Origin of the sequence: Micromonospora sp. LH3U1 (assembly GCF_028475105.1) — a bacterium.
In the GTDB taxonomy this organism is placed as follows: domain Bacteria; phylum Actinomycetota; class Actinomycetes; order Mycobacteriales; family Micromonosporaceae; genus Micromonospora.
Genome location: NZ_CP116936.1, coordinates 2634066 through 2653552, shown reverse-complemented (window position 1 = coordinate 2653552; position 19487 = coordinate 2634066). Strand labels below are relative to the sequence as shown.

General features: G+C 73.0%; 21 protein-coding genes. 2 read left to right on the top strand and 19 right to left on the bottom strand.

Annotated elements, in window-relative coordinates; all coding sequences use genetic code 11:
- Positions 1-2: 2 nt before the first annotated feature.
- From PCA76_RS12075 to pyrR, 3 genes are read right to left on the bottom strand one after another with little or no spacing between them, the layout of a single operon-like run.
- The gene (locus tag PCA76_RS12075; RefSeq protein ID WP_272617617.1) at positions 3-1280 is read right to left on the bottom strand and encodes a dihydroorotase; all 1278 of its coding nucleotides are present in this window, start codon (positions 1278-1280) and stop codon (positions 3-5) included.
- Positions 1277-2203, bottom strand: a complete 927-nt coding sequence (locus PCA76_RS12070; RefSeq protein WP_204944570.1) for an aspartate carbamoyltransferase catalytic subunit — start codon at positions 2201-2203, stop codon at positions 1277-1279. The genes PCA76_RS12075 and PCA76_RS12070 overlap by 4 nt, the downstream gene beginning before the upstream one ends.
- A complete protein-coding gene (gene pyrR / locus PCA76_RS12065) occupies positions 2200-2784 on the bottom strand; it encodes a bifunctional pyr operon transcriptional regulator/uracil phosphoribosyltransferase PyrR (RefSeq protein WP_272617613.1) in 585 nt (194 codons plus the stop codon). The genes PCA76_RS12070 and pyrR overlap by 4 nt, the downstream gene beginning before the upstream one ends.
- A 289-nt stretch (positions 2785-3073) precedes the next feature.
- Between pyrR and bldD the strand changes: the two genes are divergently transcribed.
- Positions 3074-3562: a transcriptional regulator BldD gene (bldD, locus tag PCA76_RS12060; protein ID WP_007458348.1), complete on the top strand. Its 489-nt coding sequence runs from the start codon at positions 3074-3076 to the stop codon at positions 3560-3562.
- A gap of 86 nt (positions 3563-3648) precedes the next feature.
- On the opposite strand, the gene nusB is transcribed toward bldD, so the two are convergent.
- The 5 genes from nusB to PCA76_RS12035 all read right to left on the bottom strand — a co-directional run bounded on the left by nusB (position 3649) and on the right by PCA76_RS12035 (position 7237).
- Positions 3649-4059 carry a transcription antitermination factor NusB gene (nusB, locus tag PCA76_RS12055; protein WP_184188983.1) on the bottom strand — a complete coding sequence of 137 codons (411 nt, stop codon included), beginning with the start codon at positions 4057-4059 and terminating at the stop codon, positions 3649-3651.
- A 23-nt stretch (positions 4060-4082) separates the two neighbouring features.
- A complete protein-coding gene (gene efp / locus PCA76_RS12050) occupies positions 4083-4640 on the bottom strand; it encodes an elongation factor P (RefSeq protein ID WP_007458344.1) in 558 nt (185 codons plus the stop codon).
- Positions 4641-4726: 86 nt separating this feature from the next.
- Positions 4727-5152: a type II 3-dehydroquinate dehydratase gene (gene aroQ / locus PCA76_RS12045; protein ID WP_272617602.1), complete on the bottom strand. Its 426-nt coding sequence runs from the start codon at positions 5150-5152 to the stop codon at positions 4727-4729.
- Positions 5149-6228, bottom strand: a complete 1080-nt coding sequence (aroB, locus tag PCA76_RS12040; RefSeq protein WP_272617600.1) for a 3-dehydroquinate synthase — start codon at positions 6226-6228, stop codon at positions 5149-5151. Before aroB ends, aroQ begins: the two co-directional genes overlap by 4 nt.
- Before the next feature lie 10 nt (positions 6229-6238).
- A complete protein-coding gene (locus PCA76_RS12035; protein ID WP_272617598.1) occupies positions 6239-7237 on the bottom strand; it encodes a helix-turn-helix transcriptional regulator in 999 nt (332 codons plus the stop codon).
- A 79-nt stretch (positions 7238-7316) separates the two neighbouring features.
- Here PCA76_RS12035 and PCA76_RS12030 point away from each other — a divergent pair, with 79 nt between their 5' ends.
- Positions 7317-8045 (top strand): alpha/beta fold hydrolase, encoded by a 729-nt coding sequence (locus tag PCA76_RS12030; protein WP_272617596.1) that lies wholly within the window; start codon positions 7317-7319, stop codon positions 8043-8045.
- A gap of 42 nt (positions 8046-8087) precedes the next feature.
- Here PCA76_RS12030 and PCA76_RS12025 read toward each other — a convergent pair whose 3' ends face one another.
- The 11 genes from PCA76_RS12025 to PCA76_RS11975 form a co-directional block, all read right to left on the bottom strand.
- Entirely contained in the window at positions 8088-8591 is a 504-nt protein-coding gene (locus PCA76_RS12025) for a shikimate kinase (protein WP_272617594.1), read from the bottom strand.
- Positions 8591-9769: a chorismate synthase gene (gene aroC / locus PCA76_RS12020; RefSeq protein WP_272617592.1), complete on the bottom strand. Its 1179-nt coding sequence runs from the start codon at positions 9767-9769 to the stop codon at positions 8591-8593. Before aroC ends, PCA76_RS12025 begins: the two co-directional genes overlap by 1 nt.
- Positions 9770-9872: 103 nt before the next feature.
- On the bottom strand, positions 9873-10796 hold the full coding sequence (locus tag PCA76_RS12015; protein ID WP_272617590.1) for a glycosyltransferase family 2 protein: 924 nt from the start codon (positions 10794-10796) through the stop codon (positions 9873-9875).
- Positions 10793-11467: a glycosyltransferase gene (locus tag PCA76_RS12010; protein WP_272617587.1), complete on the bottom strand. Its 675-nt coding sequence runs from the start codon at positions 11465-11467 to the stop codon at positions 10793-10795. Before PCA76_RS12010 ends, PCA76_RS12015 begins: the two co-directional genes overlap by 4 nt.
- Positions 11464-11943 (bottom strand): UDP-N-acetylglucosamine--LPS N-acetylglucosamine transferase, encoded by a 480-nt coding sequence (locus PCA76_RS12005; protein WP_442930222.1) that lies wholly within the window; start codon positions 11941-11943, stop codon positions 11464-11466. Before PCA76_RS12005 ends, PCA76_RS12010 begins: the two co-directional genes overlap by 4 nt.
- Positions 11944-12158: 215 nt before the next feature.
- Positions 12159-13421, bottom strand: a complete 1263-nt coding sequence (locus tag PCA76_RS12000) for a hypothetical protein (protein WP_272617583.1) — start codon at positions 13419-13421, stop codon at positions 12159-12161.
- Positions 13418-14320, bottom strand: coding sequence for a sulfotransferase domain-containing protein (locus tag PCA76_RS11995; RefSeq protein WP_272619332.1), 903 nt, complete (start codon positions 14318-14320; stop codon positions 13418-13420). Before PCA76_RS11995 ends, PCA76_RS12000 begins: the two co-directional genes overlap by 4 nt.
- A gap of 8 nt (positions 14321-14328) precedes the next feature.
- Positions 14329-15972, bottom strand: a complete 1644-nt coding sequence (locus tag PCA76_RS11990; RefSeq protein ID WP_272617581.1) for a lipopolysaccharide biosynthesis protein — start codon at positions 15970-15972, stop codon at positions 14329-14331.
- Positions 15969-17282, bottom strand: a complete 1314-nt coding sequence (locus PCA76_RS11985) for an O-antigen ligase family protein (protein WP_272619330.1) — start codon at positions 17280-17282, stop codon at positions 15969-15971. Before PCA76_RS11985 ends, PCA76_RS11990 begins: the two co-directional genes overlap by 4 nt.
- 47 nt (positions 17283-17329) lie before the next feature.
- Positions 17330-18928 (bottom strand): lipopolysaccharide biosynthesis protein, encoded by a 1599-nt coding sequence (locus PCA76_RS11980; protein WP_272617579.1) that lies wholly within the window; start codon positions 18926-18928, stop codon positions 17330-17332.
- Positions 18921-19472 carry an acyltransferase gene (locus PCA76_RS11975; protein WP_272617577.1) on the bottom strand — a complete coding sequence of 184 codons (552 nt, stop codon included), beginning with the start codon at positions 19470-19472 and terminating at the stop codon, positions 18921-18923. Before PCA76_RS11975 ends, PCA76_RS11980 begins: the two co-directional genes overlap by 8 nt.
- Positions 19473-19487: the final 15 nt, after the last annotated feature.

The window sequence follows — 19487 nt, the reverse complement described above, 5'->3', positions numbered from 1 at the left end:
GCTCACTTGACAGCCTTTCCGTCCAGGACCGTCGGCTCGCCGCGCAGGAAGGTCGCCACGATGCGACCCGGCAGCGTCATGCGGGCGTACGGGGTGTTGCGACTGCGACTGGCCAACTCCGCCGGCTCGATGGTGCGGCGGACGGCCGGGTCGATCAGGGTCAGGTTGGCCGGCACACCGGGAGCCGGGTCCACGCCGTGCCCGGTGAGCCCGGCGATCCGGGCCGGGGTGCGGGACATCCGCTCGGCGATCAGGTCCCACTCGGGACCGAACACGTCCAGCGCGATGGAGAGGGCCGTCTCCAGGCCGAGCATCCCCGGCCGGGCGTACGCCCACTCGCACTCCTTGTCCTCCACGGCGTGCGGGGCGTGGTCGGTGGCGATCACGTCGACGACACCGTCGGCGAGCGCGGCACGCAGGGCGGCGATGTCCGCGGCCGTCCGCAGCGGCGGGTTGACCTTGAAGACCGGGTCGTAGGACTCTGCCCGCTCGTCGGTGAGCAGCAGGTGGTGCGGGGTGACCTCGGCGGTGACCCGTACGCCGCGCGCCTTCGCCTGACGCAGCACCTCGACGCTGCCGGCGGTGGAGACGTGGCAGACGTGCAGTCGGCTGCCCACGTGCTCGGCGAGCAGCACGTCCCGGGCGATGATCGCCTCCTCGGCGACCGCCGGCCAGCCGATCAGGCCGAGCCGGGTGGAGACCTCACCCTCGTGCATCTGGGCGCCCTCGGTGAGCCGGGGTTCCTCGGCGTGCTGGGCGATGATCCCGTCGAACGCCTTGACGTACTCCAGGGCCCGGCGCATCAGCTTCGGGTCGGCGACGCAGTGCCCGTCGTCGGAGAAGATCCGCACCCGGGCCGCGGAGTCGGCCATCGCGCCCAGCTCGGCCAGCCGCTCGCCGGCCAGCCCGACGGTGACCGCGCCGATCGGCTGCACGTCGACCAGGCCGGCCTCCCGGCCGAGCCGCCAGACCTGCTCCACCACACCGGCGGTGTCCGCCACCGGGGAGGTGTTGGCCATCGCGCAGACCGCCGTGTAGCCACCCAGCGCCGCCGCGCGGGAACCCGATTCGACGGTCTCGGCGTCCTCCCGACCGGGCTCGCGCAGGTGGGTGTGCAGGTCGACGAGGCCGGGCAGGGCGACGAGCCCGGTGCCGTCGATGACTCCTGCGTCCGGCGCGGACAGGCCGGAGCCCACCTCGGCCACCACGCCGTCGCGGATCAGCAGGTCGGTCGGCGGGCCGCCGACGACACTCACGCTGGTGATCAGGTACGCGGTCACCGGTTGTTCCCTCCGAGCAGCAGGTACAGGACGGCCATCCGCACGGAGACCCCGTTGGTGACCTGTTCGACGATGGTGGAGCGGGGTGAGTCGGCGACCTCGGGGGTGATCTCCATCCCCCGGTTCATCGGGCCGGGGTGCATGACGATCGCGTGCTCGGGCAGCCGGCGCATCCGCGGGCCGTCCAGCCCGTAGCGGCGGGCGTACTCGCGCGCGGAGGGGAAGTAGGAGTCGTTCATCCGCTCCCGCTGCACCCGCAGCATCATCACCACGTCGACGTTCGGCAGCACCGAGTCGAGGTCGTAGGAGACGTCGGTGGCCGGCGCCAACGCTCCCGCGATGTCGACCGGGATGAGGGTCGGGGGGCCGACCAGGGTGACCTTGGCGCCGAGGGTGGAGAGCAGCAGCACGTTGGAGCGGGCGACCCGGGAGTGCAGCACGTCCCCGACCACCGCGACCGACAGGCCGGCGAGCCGGCCCAGCCGGGCCCGCATGGTGTACGCGTCCAGCAGCGCCTGGGTGGGGTGCTCGTGGGTGCCGTCGCCGGCGTTGACCACCGAACCGTCGACCCAGTTGGCCAGCCGGTGCGGCGCGCCGGAGGCGGGGTGCCGAACGACGACGGCGTCGGCGCCCATGGCCTGCAGGGTCAACGCGGTGTCCTTCAGGCTCTCGCCCTTGGTGACGCTGGACCCCTTCGCGGAAAAGTTGATCACGTCGGCGCTGAGCCGCTTCGCCGCCGCCTCGAAGGAGATCCGGGTACGGGTGGAGTCCTCGTAAAAAAGGTTCACCACGGTCCGGCCGCGCAGCGCGGGCAGCTTCTTGATCTCCCGGCCGGCGACGGTGGCCATCTCGGCGGCGGTGTCCAGGATCTCGGTGGCGGTGTCGGCGTCCAGGTCCGCACCGGAGAGCAGATGCTTGATCATGCGGTGGTCCCTCCGTACAACCTGACCTCGTCGGCGCCGTCGGTCTCGGCGAGCGTCACCTTCACGCTCTCGACGAGCGAGGTCGGGATGTTCTTGCCGACGTAGTCGGCGCGGATCGGCAGCTCCCGGTGGCCGCGGTCGACCAGGACGGCGAGCTGCACGGAGGCTGGGCGGCCCACGTCGTTGAGCGCGTCGAGCGCGGCCCGGACGGTGCGGCCGGAGAAGAGGACGTCGTCGACCAGGATGACCCGCTTGCCGTCGATGCCGCCGGACGGCAGCTCGGTCGGGCCCACCGCGCGGGTGGCGTGCCGGCGAAGGTCGTCGCGGTACAGAGTGATGTCGAGCACACCGACCGGAACGGCGACATCCTCGAAGGTGCTGATCCGGGCGGCGAGCCGCCGAGCGAGGGGGGTGCCACGGGTGGGAATCCCAAGAAGCACCGTGTCGGCGGCGCCCTGGGTCTTCTCCAGGATCTGGTGAGCGATGCGATCGACCACGCGTTGCACGTCGGCGCTGGCGAGGATCACCTTCACCGAGGGTTGTCGCGGTGGTGACGAGCGGGCAGCCGGTGGGTATGCCACGGCGGACCTCCTTCCCCGCCTCACGGGACGGGTCGTTAAAGGATGTCGGGCACCTCCGGCCGGACCGCGCAGCGGACCTGGGCCGGGGCTTCACGCCACGTTACCAGTGGTCACCGGGCCGATGGACGGCGGCCGCTGACCACCGGATCAGGCCCACGAAATGGGGATAACTTCCCGGACGCTCCTCAACGGTAGTGTCACGACCACTTGACCAGGTGTCGCATTCCCCGTACCGTCACGCTCCGTAGCGATCGACGGGAGAACCCCGAGCAGCACTGGGAGTGTCCGAATGCCCTCTGAATACGCCAAGTCTCTGGGCGCCCGCCTGCGCTCCATCCGCCAGCAGCAGGGTCTCTCCCTGCAGGGTGTGGAGGAGAAGTCGAACGGGCGGTGGAAGGCCGTGGTGGTCGGCTCGTACGAGCGTGGCGACCGGGCCGTGACGGTGTCCCGTCTGGCCGAGTTGGCCGAGTTCTACCGCGTCCCCGTCTCGGAGCTGCTGCCCGACGGCAGTGGTGTCCGTCACGAGCCCACCAGCAAGATCGTCCTGGACCTGGAGCGGCTCTACGACGAGGCCTCCGAGGACCTGGCCTACGTCGCCCGCTACGCCCGCGCCATCCAGCAGCAGCGCGGCGACTACAACGGCCGGGTGCTCTCCATCCGCGCCGACGACCTGCGGGCGCTCGCGATCGTGTACGACGCCTCGCCGTCGGGCCTGATCGAGCGGCTCACCGAGCACGGTGTGCTGGTGGCCGACCCCCGGGCGTTCTTCGCCTCCTGAGCTGTCGCTCCACCGAAAGGGCCCGTGCCATCCGGCACGGGCCCTTTTCGCTTGCTGTCAGCGGTGCAGGTGCTGAGCGGGGGTGCTCAGCGGGTGGCGTACTCGGCGATCCGGCCGAGCACCCCGTTGAGGAAGCGCGGCGAATCGTCGGTCGACATCTGCCGGGCCAGCTCCACCGCCTCGCTGATCGCCACCGCGTCGTCGATCTCGTCGACGTAGAGCAACTCGTAGACGGCGATCCGGGCCAGATTACGGTCGACGACCGGCATCCGCTCCAGGGTCCAACCCTCGGCGTAGCTGGCGATCAGCTCGTCGATCCGGTTGAGGTGCTCGGCAACGCCCTCGACCAGGCCCACCGCGTACCCCAGGTGCTCCGGTCGGGGCTGCTCGATCCGCTGCACGTAGCCGGCCAGCACCTCCACCGGAGGCTTGTCCCGCAGGTCGGCCTCGTAGAGCACATCCAGCGCCCGCTTGCGCGCCTTGCGGCGCGCCGGCATCTGCTGCTTGGAACCCTCAGCCATCAGGCGCGGCCGAGGTAACGGCCGTCGCGGGTGTCGACCTTGATCTTCTCGCCGGTGGTGATGAACAGCGGCACCGGCACGGTGGCGCCGGTCTCCACGGTGGCCGGCTTGGTGCCGCCGGTCGAGCGGTCGCCCTGCAGGCCCGGCTCGGTGTAGGTGACCTCCAGCACGACGCTGGTGGGCAGCTCGATGTAGAGCGGCACACCCTCGTGCTGGGCGACGGTCGCCTCCGCCTCGGGCAGCAGGTAGTTGGCTGCCTCACCGACGGTGCCGCCGGGCACGGTGATCTGGTCGAAGGTCTCCAGATCCATGAAGACGAAGTCCTCGCCGTCGGCGTACAGGTATTGCATCGTGCGCTTGTCCACGGTCGCGGTTTCGACCTTGGTGCCCGCGTTGAAGGTCTTGTCGACCACCTTCCCGGACAGCACGTTCTTCAGCGTGGTGCGCACGAAGGCACCACCCTTACCGGGCTTGACGTGCTGGAACTCGACGACGGCCCAGAGCTCGCCATCCAGGTTGAGTACCAGGCCGTTTTTGAGGTCGTTGGTGGAGGCCATTTCCTGCCTTGATCATCAATTGGCGGACAGACCTGGCAAGTCTACAAGCTGCGTCGAATCGGACGGCCCCCGCTCGGGGCGGCCCTTCAGCGGGTGGCCAGATGGTGCAGGGCGAGACGATAACCATCGATGCCGAGACCGCAGATCACCCCGGTCGCCACCGCGGAGACCACCGAGTGGTGCCGGAACTCCTCGCGGGCGTGGATGTTGGAGAGGTGCACCTCCACCAGCGGCCCCCGCAGCATGGCGCAGGCATCCCGCACGGCGTACGAGTAGTGCGACCAGGCGGCCGGGTTGAGCACCACCGCGGCGCCCTCGTCAGCGGCGCTGTGCAGCCAGCCGAGCAGCTCGTGCTCGGCATCGGTCTGCCGGACCGTCACCTCCAACCCCAACTGCTCGCCCGTGGACTCGCAGAGCGCCACCAGGTCGGCATAGGTGGTCGCGCCGTACACGTCGGGCTCGCGGGTGCCGAGCCGGCCCAGATTCGGCCCGTTGAGGACGTAGACCCTCACGCCGCGGCCACCTCCTGGTAGGCGGCCTCCAGCAACGCGTCGTCCGGGCCCTCCAGCATCGCCGGGCGGGCCAGCCCGTCGAGCACCACGAAGCGCAGCCGACTGCCTCGGGCCTTCTTGTCCACCCGCATCGCGGCCAGCAGTTGCGGCCAGGCGTCGGCCGGGTAGCTCACCGGCAGGCCGAGCGCGGTCAGGGTGACCCGGTGCCGGTCGGCGGTCGGGGCGTCCAGCCGGCCGGCGAGCCGGGCCAGCGCGGCGGCGTACACCAGGCCGACGGCGACGGCGTGGCCGTGCCGCCAGCGGTAGCCCTCGTTCTGCTCGATCGCGTGGGCGAGGGTGTGACCGTAGTTGAGCACCTCCCGCACGCCCGACTCGCGCAGGTCACCGGAGACCACGTCGGCCTTGACCCGGATCGCCCGCTCGATCAGCTCCCGCGTCGCCGGCCCGCGCGCGTCGGTGGCCGCCACCGGGTCGCGCTCCACCAGGTCCAGGATCGCCGGGTCGGCGATGAAACCGCACTTGACCACCTCGGCGAGCCCGGCCGCGAGGTCGACCGGGGGCAGGCTGTCCAGGGTGGCCAGGTCGGCCAGCACACCGACCGGTGGGTGGAACGCGCCCACCAGGTTCTTGCCGGCGGCCGTGTTGATGCCCGTCTTGCCGCCCACCGCGGCGTCCACCATGCCCAGCAGCGAGGTTGCCACCGGCACCCAGCGCACCCCGCGCAACCAGCAGGCCGCGACGAAGCCGGCCAGGTCGGTCACCGCGCCGCCGCCCACCCCGACCACCACGTCGGTGCGGGTGAAGCCGGCCGCTCCGAGTCGGTCCCAGCAGGCGGCGGCCACGTCGATCTGTTTGCCCGACTCGGCGTCGGGCACCTCGATCGGCAGCGGCTCGACGCCGGCGGCGCGCAGCCGTTCGCCGAGCGCGTCCGCCAGGGCCTTGAGCGGGGGCGCGTGCAGCACCGCCGCCCGGCTCGCGCCGGGCAGCAGGCCGGGCAGCGCGCCCAGCAGGTCGCGTCCCACCAACACGTCGTACGGCCGCTCGCCGCCGACCGGGATCCGGGTCACCTCGTCCATCGCCGGCAGCCTAGTCGAGCGGGCGGCGTGGTGCGGGCGGCTGCCCACCTGCTGGCCGGGCCGCCCAGTCGGCGAGCAGGCGGGCGTGCTCGGCCACCGCGGCGCGCAGCGCATCCGGGTGTCGCACGGTGAACGGGCAGCCCAGACCGGCAAGCAGCGCGGCCATACCGGGCAGGCTCTCCGCCCGGGCCCGCAGCAGCACCCCGTCGGTGGTGGCGGTCAACTCGGCCACGCTGGGCGGAATGCGGCGCCGGGCGGCCACCAGGTCGGTCTCCAGCAGCACCTCGACCTCGTGCGTGTACGGCACGCCGGCCAGTGACCGGGTCACCCGGGCCACCGGGTCGAAGCCCTCCGGCACGGTGAACGTCGCCACGCCCGGCGTCACGGCGCCGATGCGGTCCAGCCGGAACGTGCGGACCTCCCCGCGCCGGTGGTCGTGGCCGGTGACGTACCAGCGGCCGGCGTGGAAGACCAGGCCGTACGGGTCGAGCTCCCGGTGCGACGGCTCGTCCCGCCAGGATCGGTAGTCCAGTGCCACCCGCTGCCGGTGCCGGGCCGCCGCGGCCAGGGTGAGCAGAGTGCCCGACGCCGGCCGCAACTCCGCCTCGGGGCGTCGCAGAGTGAAGCCGAGGTGCTCCTGTACGGCCGCGAGCCGGTCGGCGAGCGCCGCCGGCAGCACTCGACGGATCTTCGCGAGCGCCGTGGCCGTGGCCGGCTGCTCGGTGGCCAGCCCGACCCGCTCGGCAACGACCAGGCCGAGGAGCACGGCCACCGCCTCGTCGTCGGTGAGCATCAGCGGCGGCAGTCTGAAGCCGGGGTGCAGTCGGTAACCGCCGTAGCGGCCACGGTCGGCGGTCACCGGGATGCCCAGCTCGACCAGGGTGGCCGCGTACCGGCGCACGGTCCGTTCGTCGACGCCGAGCCGGCCGGCCAGTTCGGCGGCAGTCGCACGGTGCCGGGCCTGAAGCAACTCCAGCAGGGCCAGCACCCGACCGGCTGGATGTGACACGGGCCACTCCTTCAATCCGGGCGGATCCTGTCCGGATTCGATCGTACGGTCTGTCGGTAACCGAGAGAAGGAGTGACAGATGGCGACGTTCGTGCTGGTGCCGGGGTTCTGGCTGGGTGCCTGGGCGTGGCGTGAGGTGACCGCGACCCTGCGCGCTCAGGGTCACGACGTCTACCCGATGACGCTGACCGGGGTGGCCGAGCGCGACCACCTCGCCGGGCCGGACGTGAGCCTGGAGACGCACACCACCGACATCGTCCGGCTGATCGAGGTCGAGGCCCTACGCGACGTGCTGCTGGTCGGGCACTCCGGCGGAGGGATGCCGGTCACCCAGGCGGCGGACCGCGTTCCGGACCGGATCGCCCGGGTGGTCTACGTGGAGAGTGGCCCCTTGCCGGACGGCACGGCGCAGTTCGACACGGTGCCGCCGGAAGAGCAGCAGCGGCTGCGCACCGCGATCGGCACCGGGCACCTGCTGCCGCCGCCAGCGTGGGATCCGACCGCCGACCCGACCAACCTGGCCGGCCTGGACGAGCCGACGCTGGCCCTGCTGCGTGCCCGGGCCACCCCGCAGCCGCTGCGGGCCGCCACCGACCCGGTGCGGCGTACCGGCGGTCGCCCGGTGCCGACCGCGCTGGTCGCCAGCACGTTCCCGCTGGCGGTGGTGGAGCAGATGATCGGCGAGGGGCACCCGTTCTTCACCGGGCTGACCGGCGGTCAGCTGTTCGAGCTGCCCACCGGGCACTGGCCGATGCTCAGCGAGCCGAAAGCTCTGGCCGACGTCCTCGACGCCGCCGCCCGAGGCTGAGGGGAGACCTGCCCGGTCGGTAGCTCACCGGCCGGGCCGGCGTCAGCGGGGAAGCAGGGCGGCGATCTCGTCGGTGATCGCCGCCGGGGTCCGGCCGTCGGTGGTCACCGTCGCGGTGGCCACCTCGTTGTAGAACGGCCGGCGCTGGTCCATCAGGTGCTTGAGGGTGGCCCGCGGGTTGATCGCCAGCAGCGGCCGGCCGGCGCCGAGCCCGACCCGCTTCACCGCGTCGGGCAGCTCGACCGAGAGGTGCACCACCCGGTGCCCGACCAGCGCGGCCCGGGTCTCCTCCGCCAGGATCGCGCCGCCGCCGAGGGCGAGCACGCCCGTGGCGGCAGCCAGCGCCGCGGCCACGGCGGCCCGCTCCAGGGTACGGAAGTGCGCCTCACCCTCGTCGATGAAGATCTCCGGGATCGGCTTGCCGGCCATCTGCTCGATGTCGGTGTCGGTGTCGCGGAACTCCACCCCGAGGGTGGTGGCGAGTGCCCGTCCGACGGTGGTCTTGCCGCAGCCGGGCGCGCCGACCAGCACGACGACCGGTGCCATCAGCGGATGACCAGCGCGTCGAGGTAACCGGCAAGGTTGCGGCGGATCTCGGCGATCGAGTCTCCGCCGAACTTCTCGGTGGCCGCCTCGGCGAGCACCAGCGCCACCATCGCCTCGGCGACCACCGCCGCGGCGGGCACCGCGCAGACGTCGGAACGCTGGTTGATCGCGGTGGCCGGCTCGCCGGTGGTGACGTCCACCGTGGCCAGCGCCCGGTTCAGCGAGGAGATCGGCTTCATCGCGGCGCGGACCCGCAGCGGCTCACCGGTGGTGATGCCACCCTCCAGCCCGCCGGCCCGGTCGGTGACCCGGCGAACGCCGGTGGCCGACGGGATGATCTCGTCGTGCGCCTCCGAGCCGCGGGAACGGGCCTGCTGCCAGCCGTCGCCGATCTCCACGCCCTTGATCGCCTGAATGGACATCAGCGCGGTGGCCAGTCGGGCGTCGAGCTTGCGATCCCACTGCACGTGGCTGCCCAGCCCCGGCGGCACCCCGTACGCCAGCACCTCGACCACGCCCCCGAGGGTGTCGGCGGCCTTCTTCGCGGCGTCGACCTCGGCGACCATCAACGCGCTGGCCTCCGGGTCGAGGCAGCGCAGCGGGTCCGCGTCGATCTGGGCGGCATCGGACGGGGTGGGGCGCAGGCCGGGCTTCGCGGCCACCGGCCCCAGCTCGACGACGTGCGAGACGATCTCGATACCGAGCGCCTGACGGATCAGCGCCTTGGCGACCGCGCCGACCGCGACCCGGGCGGCGGTCTCCCGGGCGCTGGCGCGTTCCAGGATCGGCCGGGCGTCGGTGTGGCCGTACTTCTGCATGCCGGCCAGGTCGGCGTGGCCCGGCCGGGGTCGGGTCAGCGGGGCGTTACGGGCCTGCCGGGCCAGCTCGTCGGGGTCGACCGGGTCGGCGGCCATCACCGTCTGCCACTTCGGCCACTCGGAGTTGCCCACGCGGATCGCCACCGGGCTGCCCAGGGTGACGCCGTGCCGCAGGCCGCCGAGCACCTCGACCTCGTCCCGCTCGAACGCCATCCGGGCACCACGGCCGTAGCCCAGCCGTCGGCGGGCCAGGTCGTCGGCGATCTCGGTGGTGGTCACCTCGATGCCGGCCGGCACCCCCTCCAGCATCGCGACGAGGGCGGGACCGTGCGATTCACCTGCAGTCAGCCAACGCAACACAGCGATCAGTCTGTCACGGCGGGCCACCGCCCCGGCGCGCTGCCCGCCGCGTCCCGCCCAGCGGACACCGGCGCCCGGTCAGCCGGGCGACGGTGGTGGCAGCTCAGATCCCCCGACCGCGCTTGTGCAGGGTGCGCAGCACCGCGTCGGCCCGGACCACCCGACCGGCCACGGCGAGGGCCAGGTAGGCGCGCGGCTCGCGCGGATTGCTCCGCAGGGTGCGTCGGGCCCAACGCAGCGCGCCCCGACGGTCGCCGGAGGCGGCCTGGGCGAACGCGATCTGCCCGGCCACCCGGGCCGCACCGGCCGGTTGGCTGGCGAACTCCGGGTAGCGCTCCAGCAGCCACTGCAACGCCTCGGAGATGGTGTCCCAGCGCTGCGCGAAGTACGAGCGCTTGTGCCAGCGGACCAGCACCGACGGGGTACGCAGGTTGATCAGCGGCGCGCTGCGCGCAGCCCGGAGCAGGAACTCGTAGTCCTCCGCGTAACTGCCCGGGATCTCCTCGTCGACCAGACCGAACCCGTCGCGTAGCGCGCTGGCGCGGATCAGGAAGGTCGACGGGTGCAGCTCCGTCATCCGGTCGCGCAGCAGGTCGTCCAGGGTGATCCGGTCCTTCTCGAGCACCCGGTCGACGGTGTGCCCGTCATAGCTGACGCGGATGCCGCAGCAGACGAACTCGGCACCCGGATCGGCGGCCAGCGCGTCGACCTGGGCGGTCAGCTTGCCGGGCAGCCACTCGTCGTCGTCGTCGCAGAACGCGACCAGCTCGCCCTCGGCGGCGAGGGTGCCGCTGTTTCGAGCCCCAGCCAACCCCGGGGTCCGGGCGTTGCCGATCACCCGCACCGCGCGGGCGGGGCCGTCCCCCAACCCGGTCAGCGACTCGTCAGGCACGGACTGGTCGAACACCACGACGACCTCGATCGTGCCCGGGTACTCCTGGGCCAGGATCGCGCGCACCGCGGCCCGCAGCAGCTCGGGGCGGTCCCGGGTGGGCACCACGACGCTGACGCTCGGCTGCTGGGTCATCGGGTCTCCTTCGTACCCGGGCGCGGCCGGGGCCAGGCCCGCCACCGGGGTGGGCGCGGGGTCGAGCGGGCCACCAGGTCATCGACGATCTGCCCGACCCGGGCCACCGCCGCCCGTTGCGCCTCGTGCGCGTCCGGATCGGCGGCCACCGCGTACCGGGATGGATCGGCCAACCCGGCGGCCAACGCGTCGTGCAGCGCCTCCCGGGTCTCGCAGAGCGCCACCAGCCCGGCGGCCCCGAGACGGCGGGCGAAGAGGAGCTGGTGGTCGTCGACGTGCTCACCGCGCGTCGGGTCGCGGGGCACCACGATGGGTAGGTGGCCGTGCCGGCGGGCCTCCAGGATGGTCGCCGGGCCACCGTGGCAGACCACCAGGTCGGCGTCGGCCATCGCCTGCTGCAGCTCGTCGTGGCCGAGGAACGGCACCGCGCCGGGCAGCCCTGGCTCGCTTGTGTGCCCGTGCTGCACGGTCAGCCCGACCGGGGCGGTGGCCTGTGCGTGCCACTGCGTCAGCCAGTCGACGAGTCGGTCGAAGGGGTGCTTGTCGGTGCCGACCGCGACCAGCAGTCGGATCTGGGCGGCCGGCGAGCTGTCGCGCTGGCGGGGCAGCCGGGCCGCCTCGGCGGTCGACCCGGGTTGCGGACGCTGAGCGGTGCCCGTCTCCCCGGTCACAGCAGCGTCCCGACGACGGTCGCCTCGGGGTACTGCCGGCGCTGCTCGTCCCACTGCACGAGCATCGCGGACAGGAACGGCCGGCAGAGCCGGGCGGTCAACGTCGGGGTGTCGATCCGGTCGTACACCTCGATGTAGACGGTCGGGATGCGCCGCAGTCGGGCCAGCACCACGAACGGCACCGCCACTCCGGCGCCGGTGGTGACCACCGCGGCGACCCGCCGTGCCCGCAGCACCCGCCAGGCCAGCAGCGCGTTGCGCAGCAGGTTCGGCACGTTGCGGGTGGTCGGGTGGTGCGCCGGCACCAGGTCCTCGCCGGCCAGCAGGGACACCGCTTCCGGGGTGTCGAAGGTGACCCAGCAGCGCTGCCACTGTTCGTACCAGGGCCGCAGGGCGAGTAGTTGGGCCAGGTGGCCACCGCTGGATCCGACCAGCAGTAACACCGGTGCCGCGCCGTCGTCGTTCTTCGTGTCCACGCGACTCCCCACAAGTTCGCTTGGAATTTCCGTTCACGCCACGCAGAAGCAGATCACACGTTCTCCGGTCGTTGAATAGCGCGACCGGACGAGATGACGATCTCCACATCGGGCTGTCGGGTACGCCGATCGCCCGAGGTCCCATCGATCGTCATCACCACCTGCGATTTCGTCGTCACTCTGCGGCACGCCCCCGCCGCCGCGATTCCCCCAGATCAGCCGCTATGTCTTTTCTCGATGACGTCCAAGAGAGCGGGATGCAGCGCGCCGTTCCAGCCCGCGCCCGCGTCGGCCAGCCGCCAGGTCCGCAGCCACATCTCCACCAGGTACGCGTCGGCGACGAGCCGACGCTGCGCCGCACTGAGGCCGAGTCGGTCGCCGTGCCGGCCCAGGTACCCGTCGACGGCCGACGCCGCCGCCTCGGCCGACTCACCCCGCAGCACCAGGGCCCGTTGGAACGCGTCGTGCGCCAGATCGAAGCCGAGCGGCACGTCCGGCCCGCTGTGCTCCCAGTCCCAGGCGACCAACTGGCCGGCGTGCCAGCCCAGGTTCCAGGGCACCCAGTCACCGTGCCAGTGGCCGAACTCGACGCCCGTGTCGCCGTGCCGACGGGCCAGCGCGGACACCGCGGCGACCGCCCGGGCACCGGCCGGCTCGGCTGCGGCGGCCCGACCGGCCTGCTCGGCCAGCCGGGTCAGGAATGTCGACCCGGCCAGTGGTCGGGGCGTACCCGCCGGGCCGCCGCGCCGGGCGACCGCGAGCAGCGCCGCGATCCGCGGTGGGTCGTCGACCGGCACACCGCGTACCGCTGGTGGCAACGGCTCGATCACCGCGACCACCTGGCCCGCCCAGGCGGTCTCGGTGAGCAGCCTCGGCGGCATCGGGTGGTCGGCGACGCCGACGACCGCGCGCAACGACCGCAGCGCCGCCGCCTCCGCGGTGACCAGCGCGCGGGTCGCGTCGTTCCAGCCGATCTTCGCGTAGCCGCGCGGACGACCGTCGGCGGCGAAGAGCTGCAGGGTGGGCTTGCCGTTCGGGTCCGGTGGCCGGACACCGAACGCGGCCAGCAACGGCGTGCCACCCAGGTCGGCGGCCAGCCGCTCGGTCAGCAGCAACTCAGCGGCCGGTGCCCCCGCGGGCACCGAGACGGTCAGCGTCGGAAAGGGCGCGAGCCCCACCCCACCGAACCGGGCCAGCCCGCCGAGCACCGCCCGCAGCGCCCGCACCTTCGGTGGCCGCAGGGCGTTGTACGCCAACAGCGACGCCGCCCCGGCCCGGGGCGCGCCCAACGGCACCAGGAACCGGGCCCGGGCGACCGACGGCACCACCGCGTACCGGGCCACCGCCTGGTGACCGGCCGGCGGGGCACCGCCCACGGTCAGGCCGACCCGGTCGTCCGGGAAGACCGCGCGGCTCACCCAACCCAGACCGTCCACACGGGAACGTGGGTCCGTGGCCGGGTCCACCCGCGTCGTCACGCCGCCCGGTCCGCCCAGTCGAGGTCCAGCCCGAGCCGCTGGCGCAGCGCGTCGTTGTACGGCCGGTAGTAGTCGGTCAGTTCGGCGCGCACCGCCGGCTCCAGCGGCGACGAACGCCGGTCGTTGTAGACCTTGAAGTTGGGCAGGTCGTACGCCGGTAGCCCGAGGAAGTCGAGGGTGCGCCGATAGGTGGCGCGGGAGTCGCGGTAGAGATCCTCGCTGGGCAGGAAGAGGATCTGCTCCCGATCGAAGCGCTCCAGCCACGGCTCCAGATGCTCCAGGTAGCGCCCCCGGGCCCGGTACGTGTACCAGTCGAACGGCTCGCTGAACGACTCCGGCTCGGCGATCAACCGCTCCCGCTCCCCCGCCGTGCGCCCCGGCTCGGCCGCCAGCGCGGCGGCGAAGTCCAGTGGCTCGATCCCGTGGGTGCGGCGTTCCTTCCAGTGCGAGTACGCCCGCTCCACCGGATCACGCAGGAGAACGATCAGCTTCACCGTCGGCATCAACGCGGCGACCCGCTGCGCGGCGAGGGGGTGGAACATGTACAGCGGGGCGGCCTCGCCGACCCGGACCGGACCGCCGTGCCGCTTGGCCAGGGCGTCCCGCTGCCGCTCGGTCGGGAAGTGCGAGCGGTACCAGGACTCGCCGCGACCCCAGTGCTCCTCGAAGTAGTGCGCGGACTTGGTGTTCCACGCGGGGAAGAGCCGGGGCACCAGCGGGTGCTGGATGAGGTAGTTCCACAGGGAGGTGGTGCCGCCCCGCTTGGTGCCGATGATCAGGAAGTCCGGCAGCGGCCGGCGATCACTGGTGCGTACCCCGTAGTCGACCAGCGACTCCTTCACCCGGGTGGTCACCTGCGTCGGGACCAACTGCTTGACCCGGTCACGGATGGACGCCACGACGGACCTCACCTGCCTCTCGTCGATGCCGGGACGGGCTCGGCGGCCGTGGCCGCGTTGTCCCCTCCACGGATCTGCCTCATGGTCCCCTGGATGCCGGCGCGCACCCGGCGCAACGTCAACATGCCGACGCAGCCGGCCAGCAGCACCGCGAGCGCCACCGCCAGGCCGGGCAGGCCGCGACCGCCCGCCAGCACACCGGCGCCGGCCGCCAGGCCCACACCGGCGATCGTCGCCGCCGCGGCACGCACCATCGCGGTGTCGAACAGTGGCTCCCGAACCACCGACCGGGCGAACCCGGCGGCGGTGAGGTTCTCGGTGGCGATGCCGGCTGCCCAGGCCACCGCCGCGCCCGTGGCGCCGTAGCGGGGGATCAGCCAGAGGCCCAGCGAGACGGTCACCGTCAACCCGGCCACGGTGGCCACCAGGTGCAGCCCGCTACGCCCGCCCATCAGCAGCAGGCTCTGCACGTTGCCCACCCCGGTGTTGACCAGCATCGCCAGCGCGAGCACCGTCATCGCCGGCACGCCGGCGGTGAACTCCGGCCCGAACAACTGGAGGAAGGCCAGCGCGAAGACCGCCAGCAGCAGATACACCGGCCAGGACAGCACCAGCCCCCAGGTCGTCAACTGCCGGTGCACGGCCGCCGCCGCGGCCCGCTCGCCGCGCCCGAGCAGCCGGGACAGCTGCGGTGACACCGCCACCCGCAGCCCCTGCATGGCGAGTTGGCCGGCCAGCACGTAGCGGCCGACCGCGCCGAACACGCCGGCGTCCGCCGGCCCGGCCAGCACCGAGGTGAGCAGCACACCCACCCACATGCTGCCCGCGTCGATGGCCGCCGAGGCGGCCCGGGGCAGCGCGAAGCGCCAGAACGTCGACCAGTCGGCGCGGCTCGGCCGCAGCGCCGCGCCCCGGCCCAGGCCGAGCGGCCCGGCGACGAGGGTGAGGCAGACCAGCAGCGCCAACGCCGCCGGCACCAACCAGCCGGTCATGCCGGCGAGCAGGCCACCGCCGGCCAGCGCGGCCGCACCGACCAGCGCCGGGCGGGCAACCGGCAGCAGCAGGAACTGCACTGCGACGTACGCACGGATGGGCCGCACGCAGCGCAGCGCGGCCAGCAGCAGGGTCATCGCGACCACCACCGGCACCGCGGCGAACGTGACCGTGAGCAGGGCGGCGCCGCTCGCACCGGAGCCGCCCAACAGCCGGGGCGCGAGCGCGTCGGCGGCCAGCACACCCACGCCGGCGACCAGGAGCCCGGCCAGCAGCGGCGGGATCAGCGCCACCGGGAGCACCCGGGCCGCGTCCCCGCGCACGCCGGTACTGCGGCGGGGCAGCGCCCACATCAGACCGGTCTCCGCGCCGAGCGTGCAGATCGCGGTGGCCACGGTGACCACCCCGATCGCGGCGAAGAACGCGCCCGAGCCGGTCGTGCCGTACCCCCGGGTGATCACCACGGCCAGCACGAAGCCGAACAGCCCGCTGGTGGCCGCGCCGAGCAGCCCGGCCACACCGCTGCGCGCGCTGCGTCGGGTCTCGGCCGAGCCCGCGTCCACCGCCGTGGTCGCGACCGACCCCACCGGCTCATCCGAACCGGCGGGGACCGGGGTCGGGCGGTCGGGGCCGGTCGGCGGTCGGGTGACGGCGGTCATGCGGGCACCGCCGCGGTGCGCACGGCCGGCGGCGGCGACCCGGCCAACCGGGTCAGGCGTTCGCGTTCACTGAGCGCCATCGCGAAGGCGACCGCGAAGAACGCGACCGCCAGGTTCTGATTCGCCATTCCGTAGAACGGGATCTGCACCAGGCAGACCACCGGCACCACCGCCAGCCACTGACCGGCCGCCGAGGTCGCCCGCGCGCAGATCACCGCTGCGGCGACGAACCAGGCCAGGAAGCAGATGAGCGCTGGTACGCCATGACTGAACAGCACCATCCACAGCTGCCCCTGGGTGCCGATCGGCGCGGCCGCCGAGACGGTGTCGACGTTCACCGGCGCGCCGTAGCCCAACCACGGCGACTCCTGGACCCGGCGGATCACCTCGGTGTAGAGCGAGAGCCGGTCGGTGTTGGTGTCACTGGAGTCGACCCGTTGGCTGATCAGGGCGGTGATCGGAATGACCAGCGTGGCCAACGCGCCGATCACCACCACTCCGACGATCGACGCGGCCACCCGGATATTGCCGCGCAGGCTGGCCCGCACCCCGAGCACCGCCAGCCCGGCGCCGAGGCTGAGGAACATCGCCCGGTTGAGGGTGAGGAACGCCGGCGCCAGCGACAGCGGCAGCGACGCCAGCAGAGCCCAGCGCAGCAACCCCTGCCGGCGCAGCATCGCGAAGGCCACCACGCAGGGCAGGGTCATGGCGTACGCGCTGCCGTAGTTGTTGGTGTACGCGAACGGGGCGGCCGGTCGGTAGATCGGGTTGAGCGAACGGACGCTGTACTCCGCTGTGGTGAGGTGCACCATGTCCTGGATGAACGGGGTGCGGGCCACGCCGGCGGGCAGCAGCACCTCCATCGGGGTCGTCATGGCCAGCCGGGGCACCAGCACCCCGAGCCAGCCCAGCGCCACCAGCCCGAACCAGAACGCGCAGAGTGGGGTGAGCACCGCCACCAGGCTGGCGCGTTCCCGGGCGGCGGCGTAGACGTAGACGCCGACCACCAGCGCGGTCAGGTAGAACGCCAGGCGCAGCGCGAACGTGAGCAGCGAGGCGGGCGACGACAGCTGGGTGGCGCTGACCACCACGATGGCGAGGAACAGCAGCCAGATACCGGCCGCCGGCGGCAACGGCACCCGCCCCCGGGTCAGCAGCAACGCGAACAGCAACGCGCCCAGCAACGGCCAGCCGAGGTAGAAGGCACCGAGCAACCACCAGAGCGGCACCAGGCCGAACATCAGCGACAGCGGCCAGAGCGGCAGCCGGGGCGGCGCGGGCGGCGGCACCGGCGCGACGACGTCCGGCACGCCTCCGGGCGGCGGTTCGGTCGTCGGGGCGCGGGTGACCGACACGCTCAGGCCCGACCGTTGCGCGTGAGCACGAAGCCCAGCGGGGTGACCCCGGCGGCGCGCAACCGCTCCACCAGGCGTCGCAGGTCGCTCTGCCGGGTGCGGTCCCGCTCGACGACCACCACCGCGCTGCCCTGCCGGGCCACGGCGACGCCGCGCTCGTCGGACTCGGCAGGCGGGGCGTTGAACAGCACAAGCCCGTGGTCCGCGCCCTGTCGCCAGGTGCCGAACCGGACGCTGCCCACACCCACAGCCACCTCGTCCGGGGCGACGACCCGACCGTTCTCCGGGCGGGCGGACGAGACCCGGGGCAGCGTCAGCGTGGCGTCCGGATCGGTGGACGGTCGGGCGCCGGGCGGGTGCGGGGAGGGCCGGCGGGCGGCCGCGCTGTCCGCGGCGCCGGCAACGGCCGGGGTGCTTCCGGCGGGGCGGGGCTTGGGCACCAGCGGTCGGGAGGGGTCGATGGGCAGCCGCCCCCGGTCGGCGAGCACGGTGGCCCGCAGCCGCTCGGTCCGCCCGCTGTCGTCGGCGACGAAGACCTCCCGGCCGTCGGCGGCGAGCGCCACCGCGAGCCCGGCGGTGAGCCCGGTGGCGTCCTCCCGGGCGGTGACCAACGCCACCCGGGCAGGCTGACGGACCCGCTCGGCGACCGCCATCGCCACGTACCGGATGTCGGCGTCGACCGCCCGAGCGCTGCCCCGGAACGACGGCCGGCGCACCGTGCCGAGCAGCGGCAGGCCACTGGCGTCCCGTCCGTCGGCGACCGAGCGGACCCGCCGGTCGGCCGACTCCCACGCGTACGCCAGCACGATGCCGACCAGCGCGCCACCGAGCAGGCCGGCGACCAGGTAGAGCGGCCGGTTCCCGGCGGAGGTGACCAGCGCCTTCTCGGCGGTCTGGGTGACCCAGCCGGGGTTGACGTCGACCGCGGCGATCTCGGTACGGGCGGCGTTGAGCTGGGTGAGCTGGTTGTTGATCCCGGCCAGCTCGGCCACCAGGGCATCGCCGGCAGCGGTGTCCTTGACGGTGCTCGCCCGCTTCTGCAACGCGGTCTGCTGAGCGACGACCTTGGTGATGCTGGCGTCGTAGGAGCGCAGCATCTCGGCGCGCTGCTGCTCGTACATGGTGCGGCGCACGTCCAGATATGCCTGGGCGGCCATGTTGGCGCTCTGCACCGCCCGGTGCGCGTCGCGCGCCTGGTAGGTGAAGCGCAGGATCTGCCCACCGGTGGGCACCTCGACCTCAAGCGCGTCGCGGATGTCACGCGGGTCGCCGCCGGCCGAGTCGGCGAGCCGCTGCACCACCTCGGTGCCGGTGGCGATGCCGCTCTCCACGTTCATGTTGACCGCACGGTCGGCGCCCGCACCGCTGGGGGTGAACGCGTCGGTCACCACCGGTCGGACCGCCACCACGGCGCTCGCGGTCAGCGCCGCCGGCACCAGCAGCACGTAGCCGAGCGCGGCGAACAGACCGATCATGGCCACCGCCGCCACCAGCCGCATCCGGTGCAGCGGCACCCGGAGCAGGTCGGTCAGTGTCACGACACGCGGGGTGCCGGAGGACGGGCCGTCCGTGGGCCAGGAGGCGGGCGCTGCATCAGTCATGGAACTTCTTCACCGTCTGTTGAGGATTGCCGACGACCACGACGCCGGGTGGTACGTCCGTACGGACCACCGTCGCCGCGCCCACGACGCTGTCCCGGCCGACCCGCACGCCCTTCATCACCAGGGCGTGCGCACCGACCCACACGTTGTCCTCGAGGACGATCGGGGCACGGGTGAGCGGGCCGGGCGGTGCGTGCCGCTGCGCGGGTGGCAGGTTGTGGAAGTCGTTGTCGAGCAGCTCGCAATCCGACAGGAGGCACCGGTCGCCCACGGTCACCGACGTCCAGGTGCCGATCCACGTGGCATTGAGCAGACAGTCGGCGCCGATGCGGACCTCGCCGGGGCCCGCGAAGCGGACGAGCTTGTTCAGCCGGGTGCGGTCACCGATGGTCACCCGTACACCGCGACGCAGCCGGATCCGGCCACGGATCTCCACGTCCCGGCCGAGCGTCAACCGCCGGTAGCGGAGCTGATACCAGCCGCGTTTGACCGCGAAGACCAGACGCACCGCGCGTCTCGTACGGATGCCAGCGGCGCCGAGCAACGACCCTCCCCCACG

Bases quoted from the DNA above. Each gene is read 5' to 3' on its own strand.
- PCA76_RS12070 (WP_204944570.1), bottom strand. From the start codon at position 2,203: ATGATCAAGCATCTGCTCTCCGGTGCGGACCTGGACGCCGACACCGCC.
- bldD (WP_007458348.1), top strand. From the start codon at position 3,074: ATGCCCTCTGAATACGCCAAGTCTCTGGGCGCCCGCCTGCGCTCCATC.
- nusB (WP_184188983.1), bottom strand. From the start codon at position 4,059: ATGCCGGCGCGCCGCAAGGCGCGCAAGCGGGCGCTGGATGTGCTCTAC.
- efp (WP_007458344.1), bottom strand. From the start codon at position 4,640: ATGGCCTCCACCAACGACCTCAAAAACGGCCTGGTACTCAACCTGGAT.
- aroB (WP_272617600.1), bottom strand. From the start codon at position 6,228: ATGGACGAGGTGACCCGGATCCCGGTCGGCGGCGAGCGGCCGTACGAC.
- PCA76_RS12030 (WP_272617596.1), top strand. From the start codon at position 7,317: ATGGCGACGTTCGTGCTGGTGCCGGGGTTCTGGCTGGGTGCCTGGGCG.
- PCA76_RS12025 (WP_272617594.1), bottom strand. From the start codon at position 8,591: ATGGCACCGGTCGTCGTGCTGGTCGGCGCGCCCGGCTGCGGCAAGACC.
- PCA76_RS12015 (WP_272617590.1), bottom strand. From the start codon at position 10,796: ATGACCCAGCAGCCGAGCGTCAGCGTCGTGGTGCCCACCCGGGACCGC.
- PCA76_RS11990 (WP_272617581.1), bottom strand. From the start codon at position 15,972: ATGACCGCCGTCACCCGACCGCCGACCGGCCCCGACCGCCCGACCCCG.
- PCA76_RS11980 (WP_272617579.1), bottom strand. From the start codon at position 18,928: ATGACTGATGCAGCGCCCGCCTCCTGGCCCACGGACGGCCCGTCCTCC.